Origin of the sequence: Streptomyces sp. NPDC046805 (assembly GCF_040645355.1) — a bacterium.
Classification (GTDB): domain Bacteria; phylum Actinomycetota; class Actinomycetes; order Streptomycetales; family Streptomycetaceae; genus Streptomyces.
The window spans coordinates 35,655-49,215 of sequence record NZ_JBEYYC010000011.1 but is presented as its reverse complement, the minus strand read 5'-3'; the positions used below and the strand labels follow the sequence as shown (position 1 = coordinate 49,215).

At 71.7% G+C, this 13,561-nt stretch carries 11 protein-coding genes; 5 read left to right on the top strand and 6 right to left on the bottom strand.

Annotated features, from left to right (window positions below):
• Window positions 1–103: 103 nt before the first annotated feature.
• Complete coding sequence (locus ABZ910_RS14290; RefSeq protein WP_361363524.1) at window positions 104–1,000, bottom strand: L,D-transpeptidase family protein; 897 nt, start codon at window positions 998–1,000, stop codon at window positions 104–106.
• Between the two features lie 119 nt (window positions 1,001–1,119).
• Between ABZ910_RS14290 and ABZ910_RS14285 the strand changes: the two genes are divergently transcribed.
• Window positions 1,120–2,700 (top strand): methylmalonyl-CoA mutase family protein, encoded by a 1,581-nt coding sequence (locus tag ABZ910_RS14285; protein ID WP_361363522.1) that lies wholly within the window; start codon window positions 1,120–1,122, stop codon window positions 2,698–2,700.
• A gap of 56 nt (window positions 2,701–2,756) precedes the next feature.
• On the opposite strand, the gene ABZ910_RS14280 is transcribed toward ABZ910_RS14285, so the two are convergent.
• From ABZ910_RS14280 to ABZ910_RS14260, 5 genes are all read right to left on the bottom strand, one after another.
• The gene (locus tag ABZ910_RS14280; protein WP_361363519.1) at window positions 2,757–3,671 is read right to left on the bottom strand and encodes a class I SAM-dependent methyltransferase; all 915 of its coding nucleotides are present in this window, start codon (window positions 3,669–3,671) and stop codon (window positions 2,757–2,759) included.
• Window positions 3,672–3,829: 158 nt separating this feature from the next.
• Entirely contained in the window at window positions 3,830–4,972 is a 1,143-nt protein-coding gene (locus ABZ910_RS14275) for an acyltransferase (protein ID WP_361363516.1), read from the bottom strand.
• A gap of 165 nt (window positions 4,973–5,137) precedes the next feature.
• On the bottom strand, window positions 5,138–6,304 hold the full coding sequence (locus ABZ910_RS14270) for an acyltransferase (RefSeq protein ID WP_361363513.1): 1,167 nt from the start codon (window positions 6,302–6,304) through the stop codon (window positions 5,138–5,140).
• On the bottom strand, window positions 6,301–7,635 hold the full coding sequence (locus ABZ910_RS14265; protein ID WP_361363510.1) for an alpha-2,8-polysialyltransferase family protein: 1,335 nt from the start codon (window positions 7,633–7,635) through the stop codon (window positions 6,301–6,303). Before ABZ910_RS14265 ends, ABZ910_RS14270 begins: the two co-directional genes overlap by 4 nt.
• Window positions 7,632–8,609, bottom strand: coding sequence for a glycosyltransferase family 2 protein (locus tag ABZ910_RS14260; protein WP_361363507.1), 978 nt, complete (start codon window positions 8,607–8,609; stop codon window positions 7,632–7,634). Before ABZ910_RS14260 ends, ABZ910_RS14265 begins: the two co-directional genes overlap by 4 nt.
• 198 nt (window positions 8,610–8,807) lie before the next feature.
• On the opposite strand from ABZ910_RS14260, the gene ABZ910_RS14255 reads away from it, so the two are divergent.
• Genes ABZ910_RS14255 through ABZ910_RS14240 form a run of 4 tightly spaced genes read left to right on the top strand, consistent with a single transcriptional unit; the run spans window position 8,808 to window position 13,558 of the window.
• On the top strand, window positions 8,808–10,142 hold the full coding sequence (locus tag ABZ910_RS14255; protein ID WP_361363504.1) for a DUF6716 putative glycosyltransferase: 1,335 nt from the start codon (window positions 8,808–8,810) through the stop codon (window positions 10,140–10,142).
• Window positions 10,143–10,174: 32 nt separating this feature from the next.
• On the top strand, window positions 10,175–11,482 hold the full coding sequence (locus tag ABZ910_RS14250) for an N-acylneuraminate cytidylyltransferase (RefSeq protein ID WP_361363501.1): 1,308 nt from the start codon (window positions 10,175–10,177) through the stop codon (window positions 11,480–11,482).
• 13 nt (window positions 11,483–11,495) lie between these two features.
• Window positions 11,496–12,434 carry an N-acetylneuraminate synthase family protein gene (locus ABZ910_RS14245; protein WP_361363498.1) on the top strand — a complete coding sequence of 313 codons (939 nt, stop codon included), beginning with the start codon at window positions 11,496–11,498 and terminating at the stop codon, window positions 12,432–12,434.
• A gap of 29 nt (window positions 12,435–12,463) precedes the next feature.
• Window positions 12,464–13,558 (top strand): hypothetical protein, encoded by a 1,095-nt coding sequence (locus ABZ910_RS14240; protein ID WP_361363496.1) that lies wholly within the window; start codon window positions 12,464–12,466, stop codon window positions 13,556–13,558.
• Window positions 13,559–13,561 lie beyond the last annotated feature (3 nt).

Here is a 13,561-nt window from a genome sequence, read left to right as displayed (position 1 = left end):
CCGTCGCACTGAGCCGGGGTTCCCCCCGTACCCATGGCTCGTGCACCCGGCGCGGGCGGGACACGTTCCCCCGGTCCCGCCCGCGCCCCACACTCCTCGGTGTTCACCAGTAGACGACGACCTTGTCGCCGTTCCTCACCTGCGCGAACAGATCCGCGATCGCCGCCTCGTCCCGCACGTTGACGCAGCCGTGCGAGCCACCGGCGTAGCCCCGGGCCGCGAAGTCGTACGAGTAGTGCACCGCCTGGCCGCCGCTGAAGAACAGGGCGTACGGCATGGGGGAGTGATAGAGCGTCGACACATGGTGCCGGGACTTCCAGTAGACGTGGAACACACCCTCCCGGGTCGGCGTGTACTGCGCGCCGAAGCGGACGGCCATCGTCGACACCGTGCGTCCGTCGATCATCCAGCGCAGCGTCCGGCTGGTCTTGCTGATGCAGAGCACCCGGCCGGTCAGGCAGCGCCGGTCGGGCGCGGCGGCGGGCTGACCGCCCATCAGGTACAGCTCCCAGGTGCCGGGCCTGTGCGTCATCGCCCGCAGCCGCTGCCAGGTGACGGCGTCCGTCCGGCCCGTGCGGGGCAGCCCGCGCTTGCCCTGGAAGCCCTGGACGGCCTGCTCCGTCAGATCGTCGTACGTCCCCGTCGGCCCGTCGAAGAGCCAGGCGACCTGGCGCAGGCGGGCCTGGAGTTCGCGTACGTCCGTGCCGGTGTCGCCGCGCGACCACAGCACGCGGGGCGGGGCGGCGGCGCGCGTAGCGGTGGGTTCGGCGACGGGTTTGGCGTCGGACGCGGTGGGGCTCGGGCCGGGGCTTCGGCCGGACGGCGGACGCCTGGACGGGAGCTGTATGTGGACCGGAAGGCGGTGCCTCCCGTCGGAGCCCGCGGCCTGCGTGGTGCAGCCGCAGAGGGCGGCGAGCGCGGCGGTGCAGGCGAGCGCGACGGCCGGTCTGGCGACGCTCTCTCTGATCCCCTTGATCCCGTTGGTCCCCGTAATCCTCATGCCAGGGATGCTTCCCCGCGTGACCGCCGCCGAACTACGGGGCATGGTGGGGAGTAACCGGTGGGGGCAAGGAGTGTTACTGGCGGACGTACGAGCGGACGTACTGCGGAGGCACAACCATGGCGCGTGAGTCGGAGTCCGGACTGCCGATCGAGCCGGTCTACGGGCCGCGGGACCTCGACGGCTGGGATCCGGCGGGGAAGCTGGGCGAACCGGGCGCGTACCCGTTCACCCGCGGGGTGTACCCCAGCATGTACACCGGCCGTCCCTGGACGATGCGGCAGTACGCCGGCTTCGGCACGGCGGCGGAGTCCAACGCCCGCTACCGGCAGCTCATCGAGCACGGCACCACGGGCCTGTCCGTCGCCTTCGACCTGCCCACCCAGATGGGCCACGACTCCGACGCCCCGCTCGCGCACGGCGAGGTCGGCAAGGTCGGCGTGGCCATCGACTCGATCGACGACATGCGGGTGCTGTTCGGCGGGATCCCGCTGGACGAGGTCTCGACGTCGATGACGATCAACGCCCCCGCCGCGCTGCTGCTGCTCCTGTACCAGCTGCTGGCGGAGGAGCAGGGAATCCCGGCCGACCGGCTGACGGGCACGATCCAGAACGACGTCCTGAAGGAGTACATCGCGCGGGGGACGTACATCTTCCCGCCGAAGCCCTCCCTGCGCCTGATCGCGGACATCTTCAAGTACTGCGGCGCCGAGCTCCCGAAGTGGAACACGATCTCGATCTCCGGCTACCACATGGCCGAGGCGGGTGCGTCGCCCGTGCAGGAGATCGCCTTCACGCTGGCGGACGGCATCGAGTACGTCCGTACGGCGGTGGCGGCCGGCCTGGACGTCGACGACTTCGCGCCCCGCCTGTCGTTCTTCTTCGTGGCCCGTACGACGCTGCTGGAGGAGGTCGCCAAGTTCCGTGCGGCACGCAGGATCTGGGCACGGGTGATGAAGGAGGAGTTCGGGGCGGAGAACCCCAAGTCGTGGATGCTGCGCTTCCACACCCAGACGGCCGGCGTCCAGCTGACGGCCCAGCAGCCGGAGGTGAACCTGGTCCGGGTCGCCGTCCAGGCCATGGCCGCGGTGCTCGGCGGCACCCAGTCCCTGCACACCAACTCCTTCGACGAGGCGATCGCCCTGCCGACGGACAAGAGCGCGCGCCTCGCCCTGCGCACCCAGCAGGTCCTCGCCCACGAGTCGGACCTCGCGGCGACGGTGGACCCCTTCGCCGGCTCGTACGCCGTGGAGCGGATGACCGACGACGTCGAGGCGGCGGCCCTTGACCTGATGCGCAGGGTCGAGGACCTGGGCGGCGCGGTCGCGGCGATCGAGCGCGGCTTCCAGAAGGAGGAGATCGAGCGCAACGCCTACCGGATCGCGCAGGAGACGGACGCGGGCGAGCGGGTCGTGGTCGGCGTCAACCGCTTCCAGCTGGACGAGGAGGAGCGGTACGAGCCGCTGCGCGTCGATCCCGCCATCGAGGCCCGCCAGGCGCAGCGCCTCGCCGCCCTGCGCGCGGAGCGCGACCAGGGCGCGGTGGACGCGGCCCTGGCCGTGCTGAGGAAGGCGGCCGCGGGGGAGGACAACGTCCTGTACCCCATGAAGGAGGCGCTGCGGGCGCGGGCGACGGTGGGGGAGGTGTGCAACGCCCTGCGGGAGGTGTGGGGGACGTACGTACCGGCGGACGCATTCTGAGCCGGCGTTCACGCCGCAGGGCGAGCCCCGGGAGCCCGGAGGAGGACGGCCGCCGGCTACCTCCTGGCGCGGCGGGCGTTGCGCACTGCGCGGGTGACGACCGGGGGCAGCAGGTCGGCGGCGAGCCTGCGGGTCCGGCTGCGGCGGCGCGCGGGCGTGGGCGCGGGCGGGGTGTGCGGCGCCGTCGGTGCGGGAGGAGCGTCGTCCGCGTGCTTGGAGGTCACGAGCGCCGGGGGCTGCATGCCCTTCTTGGACTTGAGGCGGACGATGCGGTGCCCGGCGGCCTGCTGGACGCTGAGATGGCAGTCCTGCCGGCGGCTGCGCGCCATCGCCAGCAGCTCCTCCTGGATGGGCTCGGGATCGTCCCAAGTGCCGTACAGCTTCTGTGTGCTCAGGCAGATCGGGCGCAGCCCCCGGTTGAGGACCGCCTCCCAGGCGGCGACGGAGACACCGGGCGTGTGCTCCGAGCGGAAGTCGTCCAGGACGACCACGCCGCCCGGCAGCAGCGCCTCCCGGGCGGCCGATATGTCGTCGTGCACATGCTCGTACAGGTGCGAGGCGTCGATGTGGACGAACCGGCAGGAGCGGGGCTTCACCTCGTCCGGCACCAGGGAGCTGGGGCCCTGGAGGACCCGGGGCAGCTCGTCGTGGAAGGCGAGGTAGTTCTTCTCGAAGGCCTGGCGGGTGAGGATGCTGTAGGAGTACGCCGACTCGGCCCGGTTGGCGTCGTCGGGGGCGTCGCCCTCGAAGAGGTCGCACACCGTGTACTGCTCCCCCTCTCGCAGATGGCGGCCGAGGAAGATGGCGCTCTTGCCCATGTACACCCCGACCTCCAGCAGATCACCGCTGGTGCCGGTGGATTCCTGCCGGTCCAGGAGCCACTCGAAGAGCGTTTGGTCGAGGACCGGGAACCAGCCGGGGACGTCGTCGAGTCGGCGGGGCGGGCGGATCGTGCCAGGGCTTGCGGTCATAGGGAGACGGCACTCCTAGTGCGCGAGCGGCGCTGCGGGGACTGGGGACCGGACCGGGAACCCGTGAGCAACCCGTTGCTCTTTCAAGGCTCCGGCCCGCCTGTCCCTGCGTAGACCCCCATATCGACAGTCAAGTGAATGCCGGCTGAACTACCGCCCTATCCCGTCAGGCCCTTCTTCAGCCGCGGCCCGAGCGGCCTCTCCACGAACCGGTGCATCAGCCAGGCCAGGACCAGCATGCCGAGCACCGTCACCGCGAGGGTCGGCCACATGGGCAGGCCCCAGCCCCGGTGCAGCACCCGGATGACGAACCAGCCGAGGTGCTCGTGGATCAGGTAGAAGGGGTACGTCAGCGCGCCGATCGTGGCCAGCCCGGGCCACGTGGCCCAGCGCAGCCAGCCCAGCGCCACGGCGGCCACGGCGGCGTAGCAGAGGGTGACGACCAGCAGGATGACGTGCGGGCTCCGCTGGAAGTCACCGTGGTTGCCGGGCTCCCACAGGCCGCTGATGGCGCTGCTCTGGCCCAGCAGCCAGGAGACGGCGACGAGGCCCCACAGCAGCAGGTTGCTGCCGTGGCGGTGGATCAGGTAGAGCGCGAGGCCGCCGATGAAGAACGGCGCGTAGTCCGGCATGACCAGCTGTTCGGTCAGTTCGGTCTTGGCGGCCTTGCAGATCACCGCGAGCAGGGTCCACACGCCGCAGAACAGCACCACCTTGCGGTAGGTGACCCCCCGCGCGACCACCAGCAGGGCGAACAGCGCGTAGAAGCGCACCTCGACCCAGAGCGTCCAGCACACGCCCAGGAGGCGCGGCGTGCCCATCGGCATCTGCAGCATCGTGACGTTGACGAGGAACTGGTCGAGCCGGAGCGGGTGCATGACGACCGGGAGGACGAGCGTCGCGCAGCCCACCAGCACCAGGGCGACCCAGTAGGCCGGGTAGAGCCGGGCGACCCGGGAGCGGAAGAAGTCGCCCAGGGGGCGGCCCCAACTGCTCATGCAGATCACGAAGCCGCTGATGACGAAGAAGAACTGCACACCGAGGCAGCCGTAGACGGTCACCAGGGACAGGGCGTGGAACGGCTTGGCCGGGGTCACGCCCCAGGAGGCGGAGATGGTGCCGCTGCGGCCCGTGTAGTGATAGAGGGCGACCATCAGCGCGGCCACGAGCCGCATGCCGTCCAGGGCGAGCAGCCGGCCCCCGCGTCTGCTCGGGGAGCGGGAGGACGCGGTCTGCCGGGACTGCGTCTCGGGGGCGGGGCGATTCGGGGAGGGGGCGAGAGCGGAGGATGTGGGTGCCATGGTGCGGGAACGCTTACCCGAGCAACCGGCGCGCGGCCGTGGCTTCGCGGGGATTTCCCCAGGACGAAGGACCGTCCCTCCCGACACCTGGGGGAATCTCCCCGGCGCGGGGAGGGACGGTCCTTCGCCCGTCGGTCCCCGTTCCCCGCTCCCGCCCCCTCGGCGCTACAGCCGTGGTGTGGCCAGCGCCCTGCGCAGCCTCGGTGTGAGCGTGTCCTCGACGTACCGGTTGAGCAGCCATGCCAGGAGCAGCATGGTGGCCATCGTGGCCGGGAAGGCGGCGTACGACGGGATGTGCAGGGTCTGGTGGTACGCCTTGATGACGACCCAGCCCAGGTGCTCGTGGACCAGGTAGAAGGGGTACGTGAGCGCGCCCGCGACCGACAGCCAGCGCCAGTCGGCCCAGTTCAGCCAGCCGAGCGCGATGGCGAGGACCGCGAGGTAGCCGAGCGTGACGACCAGGATGATGCCGAACGAGGAGCGGTAGGAGAAGAACTCCGGGTTCGGCGCGTGCCACATCCGGGCCACGGCATAGTGCTGGCCGATCAGCCAGCTCACGGCGACGATGCCCCAGGCGTACGCGTCCCGCCGGTTGCGGTGGATCAGGTAGAGGCCGACGCCGCCGATGAAGTACGGCGCGTACTCCGGCATCAGGACGGTGTCCAGCAGCGGCTCGTTCGCGGCCTGCGCGATGGCCGCCGCCAGGGTCCAGCCCGCGCAGAAGAGGATGATCCGTTGCCGGTTGGCGCCCGGCAGCACGATGCACAGGGCGAACAGGGCGTAGAAGCGGACCTCCGCCCACAGCGTCCAGCACACGCCCAACACCCGGTCCACGCCCAGCGGTTGCTGCAGCATCGTCAGGTTCAGCAGCGCGTCGCTCGGTGACACGGCGCGGTACACGACGAAGGGCAGCGCGAACGCCGCGGTCACCAGGATCACCGCCGCCCAGTAGGCGGGCAGCAGGCGTGAGGCGCGGGAGGCGAAGAACGAGCGCAGGGTCCTGCCCCAGCCGCTCATGCAGATCACGAACCCGCTGATCACGAAGAACACCTGGACGCCGAGGCAGCCGTACGCGAACCACCCGTGCAGCAGCGGGAACTGGTCCTTCGGGGAGCCGCCCCAGGCCTGGCCGACCTCGCCGTCCCGGCCGCCGTAGTGGTAGCACGCGACCATCAGCGCGGCGACGAGCCGCAGCCCGTCGAGCGCACGCAGGCGTGGCGGGTGCACCCGGGAAGGTGTGCGGGGCGGGGTGACGCCCGTGTCCGCCGGTGCCGGGGAGGTGTCCGCGGGTGCCGGGGACGTGATCGCGGGTGCGCTGGCCGGGGCGCTCATCCGAGGGTCGCCCGCTTCAGCGACCGGGCGCGGCGCGCGACCCGGCGTACGGCCGCGTTGCGCGGGATGAAGGCGAGCTGCGCCGGGACCGCGCCGGGCAGCGCCAGCGCGGTGAGCCGGCGGCGCTTGAAGTACCGCCAGGTGTGCTGGTTCAGGTGGGCCGCCAGATACTGCTCCGCGGCCTTGCGCAGGGTCGGGTAGATCTTCGGCTGCATGGCGAAGCCGACGGTGCGGACGAGCGCGGTGAGGGCGGTGACGTCGAGGCCCTGCCGCTGCTCGGCGACCGCCGCCTTGTCGGACAGCTCGGGCAGCAGCGCGTCCACGACGGTGACCGGGACGCGGTTGCTGTTCTCGTACGGCGTCAGGCGGTCCAGCAGCGTCTCGGTGCCGACGCGGGCGACCGGCAGGCCGTACAGCGCGGACGCGGTGAGCAGGGCCGTGGAGAAGCAGCCGACGACCAGGGCGGGACGCATCCGCTGGTACAGCACCTCGGCGAGGACCGGGGTGTCGAGGACGGTCAGCCCGACGCCGAGCTCGGCGGCCTCCTGCTCCAGCGTCCGCGCGAAGCGGGCCGGGGCGGTGGGGTGCGGCTTGAAGACGATCCGGGTGTGGCCGAGGTCGGCGGCGCCCTTCAGCATCGTGACGTGGAGGTTCTCCTCCTCGTCCGCGGTGAGGATGTCGAGCGCGGAGAGGTACTGGCCGAGCAGCAGCGCCGGCTCGTCGATGTCCGGCAACTCCTCGCCGGTGGCGGAGAGTTCGGCCAGCACCTTGGTGAAGGCGGAGGTCGGCACCAGCTCCGGCTCCACGCCGAACTCGGTGAGCAGCAGCGGCGTGAGGCCCGGCACCAGGTCGAGGTGGAGCAGCCGGTCGATGCGGGTGCCGACCAGCGGGTCGATCTTGTTGCGGGTGGGGCCGTAGCTCATCAGGCCGTCCGCGTAGACCGTGACGGGGGCCCCGGTGAAGATCTGCGCGAGGGCGAGCGAGGGGTTGACCTGGATCGACTCGACGGCGAGCTCGACGTCGTCGTCGCCGAGCCCCCAGGTCAGCCGCAGATGCCGCTCCCACAGCACCAGGTCGTCCTGGCGCGGAGCCCAGCCGCCGGGGTGGAAGGGGGAGATGGTCTCGTTGTACGAGATCACGTCGTCGAAGCGGTCGCGCAGCTGCTCGAAGCCCGGCATCTCGTCGAGGGCCGGCGTCGTCTCGGGCGTCGCGGCGTTGTTGCAGACCAGCAGGATGCGCCGGTCGGCGGCGTCGAAGCAGCCGGAGTCCAGGGCGGCGGCGAGCGTGGCCGCGCCGTACAGCGTGGACGCCTGGAAGATCTGGATGCTCACGCGGCGGCTCCCGCGGGGGCGGAGCGGCGGCGCAGCCGGCGCAGCTTCGTGGCGCGCAGGAGGTCCATGGAGTCCAGGGCCTCGTCCAGCACGTCCTGCGGCATGCGCCGCAGGGCCGCGGCACTCATGGATTTCAGCTTCTTCGCCACCGTGGGCTCGAACCTTTCGATGGATCCCAGGTGATGGGAAATGATGGCGCAATACGTGCGCACGGCCTTCGGCAGGAGCTTGTCCGCCTCCGGGTCCTGCGCGGTTTCCGCGACGACCTGGTCGAAGGCGCGAATGAAGTCGAGCTGGCGTACGTCGCCGATCTGCGTCAGCGACGAGGCGACGCCGCGCCGGTAGTAGACCCCGAGCAGGTTCACCACGCCGAAGGACTCCGCCTCCCGGTGCAGCTTCCAGATCCAGGGGCGGTCCTCGGCGGTACGCAGGCCATCGGTGAAGCGCAGCAGACCGCGGTCCTGCAGCCGGCGGTGGTAGATGCCGGCCCAGGCGAAGGCGTAGTCGACGGAGGTGGAGCGGTCGGCGGGCAGGATCACCTCGCGCGGGTTCAGCACCGTGTTCCGCCGGCCGTGCGGCACCCGGTGCACGCTGCGCGCCCGGGCGGTGCACTGCACATGGTCGGTGCGCAGGAAGTCGCAGCCCAGCTCCTCGATGGCGGAGACCAGCCGCGGGTAGTAGCCGGGGGCGAGCCAGTCGTCGCCGTCGAGGAACGTCAGGTACTCGCCGCGCGCCCGGTCGATGCCGGTATTGCGCGCGGTCGCGAGTCCTCCGTTCTGCTCGTGTCTGACGTACACCGCGCCCGGAAGCTCGCGCTCGGCACGCGCGAGAATGTCCGGGGTCCCGTCGCGCGAGCAGTCGTCGACGAGAATGAATTCGAAGTCCTCACGTGCATTCGCACGCAGGCTCTTCAGGGTGTCGGGCGCGTATTGCTGCACGTTGTAGAACGGCACGATGACGGAGAGCTTGACCACGCAATGGACGTTAGGGCGAAGCCCGGCATTCGTCTTGACCGGCGACTTGATATCGGGTGAACGACGCGTGGCGAACCTGTGAACCAGGTTCTTTCCCTGCGTGTTCCGGGGCCGATTTCCCATTCGGCGGTGTGCTGTTAACCGTTTGTTGCATTCTGGTTGGGCGGAACATCGAAATGCCTTCCTAGCGTCTTCGACGTGCCAGCAAGTGCAACGAAGTCCCTTCGGGTAGCCGTCCTCGCGGATTCCGACACCCGGTGGAAGTGGGGCGCGCTCACCGCGACCCGCATCGCTTCCGAGGAAGCCGATGCCTCCTCCTCCGGCCCGGACATCCGGCTCGACGGCTATCTCCTGCGCGGCCGCGCCACGCCCACCCCCCGGCAGCTCAGGGAGGTCGGCGTCCGTGCGGACTCGCTCCGTGAGGTGACCGCCGTCGAGTTCCTGCGCGCCATGGAGGAGGAGTCGTACGACATCCTCGTCCTCGCCCTCGTGGGTGGCGGCGTGCAGGCGATGCTGCACGGGCTGCGGCGGGTCTGGACCGGCCGGACGAAGCGTCCCGTCGTCGTCACCGGCTATGTCGGCGTCGTCTACGAGAAGCTCGCCGACGGGCTGCTGCTGCGGCACGGCGCGGACCTCGTCCTCGCCAACTCCCGCCAGGACGCGGACCGTTTCCGGGCCGTGTACGAGGGGGTGGGCGCCGACGCCTCGTCGGTGACCGAGGTCGCGCTGCCGTTCCTCGGCGGCGCGCCCTACACCGGCGAACACGCGCCTTACACGGTCGTGTTCGCGGCCCAGCCCTCCGTGCCGGACAACCGCAGGGACCGTACGTATCTGCTGGACCGGCTGATCGGGCACGCGCGGGCGTTCCCCGACCGCGAGGTGCTGCTCAAGCTGCGCTCGAGGCCGGGCGAGCACACCACGCACATCGAGGAGCTGCCCTTCCAGAAGCTGGTCCAGGGCAAGGACGTGCCCGCCAACTTCCGCCTCGTGTACGGGCACATGGGCGAGGTGCTCGACCGCACCGACCTGCTGGTCACGGTCAGCTCCACGGCCGCCCTGGAGGCGCTGCACCGGCGCGTCCCGACCGTGGTCCTCACCGACCTCGGCATCCGCGAGGCGCTCGGCAACCACCACTTCGTCGGCTCCGGCTGCCTCGCCTCCTGGGACCAGCTCGACGCCGGACACCGCCCGGTGCCCGACGCGGAGTGGGTCGCACGGCAGGGCGTCGCGGCCGACGGGGGGTACGAGACGGCCTTCGACGCGGCGCGCGAGCGCATCGCCGAACTGCTGGCCAGGCCCGGCGGCCTGCCGCCGCTGGACCCCTACTACACACCCGAGACCGCGCCCGGCTACCTGCCCGGCATCCTCGCCCGCCACCACCTCGGCCCGGACGGGGCGCCGCTGCCCGGCGCACCGGCCGCCGACAAGGAGCCGGGACCGGTCCGCCAGATCGTGCGCCGTGCGGCGCGCGGGGCGTACCGCCACGGCGTCCAGCGCGTGGCCCCCGTGATCCGGCGGATGGGGGAGCTGTGAGCGACCGGACCCCACGTCAAGGAGTAGAGCCCATGTCCCACCCCGAAGCGGGTCTCGGCGCCGCGCGGCGCCGGGTGCTCGCGGTGATCCCCGCGCGCGGCGGCTCCAAGGGCGTGCCCGCGAAGAACCTCGCGCCGGTGGGCGGTGTGCCGCTGGTCGCCCGCGCGGTGCGCGAATGCCTGGCCGCGCGGCTCGTCACGGACGTCGTCGTCTCCACCGACGACCAGGCCATCGCCGCCGCCGCCCGCGAGGCCGGCGCCGAGGTCGTGCTGCGGCCCACCGCCATCGCCGGCGACACCGCCACCTCCGAGGCCGCCGTCCTGCACGCCCTGGACGCCCACGAGACGCAGAGCGGAACCACGGCCGACGTGGTGCTGCTCGTGCAGTGCACCAGCCCCTTCCTCGTCCGCGAGGACATCGAGGGGGTCGCCGCCGCGGTCGTCGAGAACGGCGCCGACACGGCCGTGACCGTGGCGCCCTTCCACGGCTTCGTCTGGCGCGACGCGGCCGACGACCCGGCGCCGCTGGGCACGCAGGCCACGGCGGCCGTCGGCGGAGCGGTGACCGTCGCCAACTCCACCGCCACCGAGGGCGGTTACGGCGTCAACCACGACAAGTCCTTCCGCCCGCGCCGCCAGGACCGCCCCCAGGACCTGCTGGAGACCGGCGCCGCCTACGCCATGGACGCGGCCGGCTTCCGCGAGCACAAGCACCGCTTCTTCGGCCGCACGGACCTCGTGCGCACCGACCCCGCCCGCGTGCTGGAGGTCGACGACCCGCACGACCTCGCGCGCGCCCGCGCCCTGGCCCCGCTCTTCGACGCGGACCGGCCCGGCGCCCGCCCGACCGCCGACGACATCGACGCGGTCGTACTCGACTTCGACGGCACCCAGACCGATGACCGGGTGCTGATCGACGCCGATGGAAAGGAGTTCGTCTCCGTGCACCGCGGAGACGGACTCGGCATCGCGGCCCTCCGCAGGAGCGGCCTGAAGATGCTGATCCTCTCCACGGAGCAGAACCCGGTCGTCGCCGCCCGGGCCCGGAAACTGCGGATTCCGGTGCTGCACGGCATCGACCGGAAGGACCTCGCCCTCAAGCAGTGGTGCGAGGAGCAGGGCATAGCGCCCGAGCGCGTGCTCTACGTCGGCAACGACGTCAACGACCTCCCGTGCTTCGCCCTCGCCGGCTGGCCCGTGGCGGTCGGAAGCGCTCACGACGTCGTCCGCGACGCCGCACGCGCGGTCACCACCCTCCCCGGTGGCGACGGCGCGATCCGAGAGATCGCCAGCTGGATCCTCGGCCCCTCTCTCGAAGTCCCCGCCAAGTCCCACACGTAAGGACATCTTCACCATGAGCACCAACTCCCGTCTGCGCGCGTTCGGTTCGAAGACCGCCGGTCCCGGTCAGCCCGTGTACGTCTGCGGCGAGATCGGCATCAACCACAACGGCGAGCTGGAGAACGCCTTCAAGCTGATCGACGTGGCCGCCGAGGCCGGCTGCGACGCGGTCAAGTTCCAGAAGCGCACCCCGGAGATCTGCACCCCGCGCGACCAGTGGGACATCGAGCGCGACACCCCCTGGGGCCGCATGACCTACATCGACTACCGCCACCGCGTGGAGTTCGGTGAGGACGAGTACCGCCAGATCGACGAGTACTGCAAGACCAAGAACATCGACTGGTTCGCGTCCCCGTGGGACACCGAGGCCGTCGCCTTCCTGGAGAAGTTCGACGTCCCGGCCCACAAGGTCGCCTCCGCGTCGCTGACCGACGACGAGCTGCTGCGCGCCCTGCGCGCCACCGGCCGTACGGTCATCCTCTCCAGCGGCATGTCGACGCCGAAGCAGATCCGTCACGCGGTCGAGGTCCTCGGCTCGGAGAACATCCTGCTCTGCCACGCCACGTCGACCTACCCGGCCAAGGCCGAGGAGCTCAACCTGCGCGTGATCAACACCCTGCAGGACGAGTTCCCGAACGTCCCGATCGGCTACTCCGGCCACGAGACCGGCCTGCAGACCACGCTCGCCGCGGTCGCCCTCGGCGCCACCTTCGTCGAGCGCCACATCACCCTCGACCGCGCCATGTGGGGCTCCGACCAGGCCGCCTCCGTCGAGCCGCAGGGCCTCGCCCGCCTCGTCCGCGACATCCGCACCATCGAGGCCTCCCTCGGCGACGGCGTCAAGAAGGTCTACGAGTCCGAGCTCGGCCCCATGAAGAAGCTGCGCCGCGTCACCGGCGTCGTCGCCGAGGCCGAGATCGCCGCCGCCGCGGGCGAGCCGGTCGCCGTCTGAGCACCTGACGACGGGACGGTCGTACGCCGATGAGCCCCCGCGCCGGTTCCACCGGCCCCCACACTCTCGCCTTCGTCGAGAGTCCGGTACAGCTGCTGAACGTGCTGGAGTGGGCGCACTCGCCCACGCCCGGCGCCCTGGCGCCCGGCGCGGGGCTCACCCTCGTCGTCCTCTCCCCCAACGACCCGATGACCCGCGGCCAGCTGCGCCGTATGGCCGAACTGGCCCGCGACGAGGGCCACGAGGTCCGCTGGGAGGAGGCGCGCGGCGGCACCGTCGCCCCCTTCCGCACCATCGTGGGGCTGACCCCGCTGCTGCGCCGCGCCCGGCGGGTCGTCATGGGAGACCCGTTCTCCCGCTACGTACAACTGCTGCTCACCATCACCTCGGCCGAGGACCTGGTGGTGGTCGACGACGGCACGGCGACGATGGAGTTCGTCGCCCAGCTCGCCCGCGGCGAGCGCCTGGTGCGCTGGCACCGCAAGGGCGGCCGCCCCGGGGCGCGCGACGTGCTGTTCGCGCCCGTCTCCTCCGCGGCCCGGCGCCGCCTGACGCCGAGTGCGGGCCGCAGGGTCGAGGTCTTCTCCTCCATGCCGGTCCGCGAGACCCCGGACGGCGTCACGGTCACCGCGAACGACTTCGCCTGGACCCGCTCCCGCTTCGGCCCCCCGCGCATCACCGGGGGCGCGGACCTGGTGGGCACGTCCCTGGTCGAGACCGGCGTGGTGGACGGCGACCGCTATCTGGAGGCCGTACGGGGCCTGGCCCGGGCCCACGGCGCGACGCGCTACTTCGCCCACCGCCGCGAGAGCACCGAGAAGCTCCACCGGCTCGCGGTCGAGACGGGCCTGGAGATCGTCCGCCCCGACCTCCCGCTGGAGCTGATCGCCCGCAGGGGCCCCATCGGCCGAACCGTCCTCAGCTTCCCCTCCACGGTCGTCCACACCCTCCCGCTCGCCCTCGCCGGCACGGGGGTCAGGGTCGCCGTGTGCGACATCGACCCCCGCTGGCTGACGGACAACGCCTCACCCCGGGCCCAGGGCTTCCTCTCGGGCGTCACGGGCTCGGCCCGCGACGTACACCGGCTGGCGGCGGTGACGGCGGCGCCGGGGGCTCCGGCCTAGCCG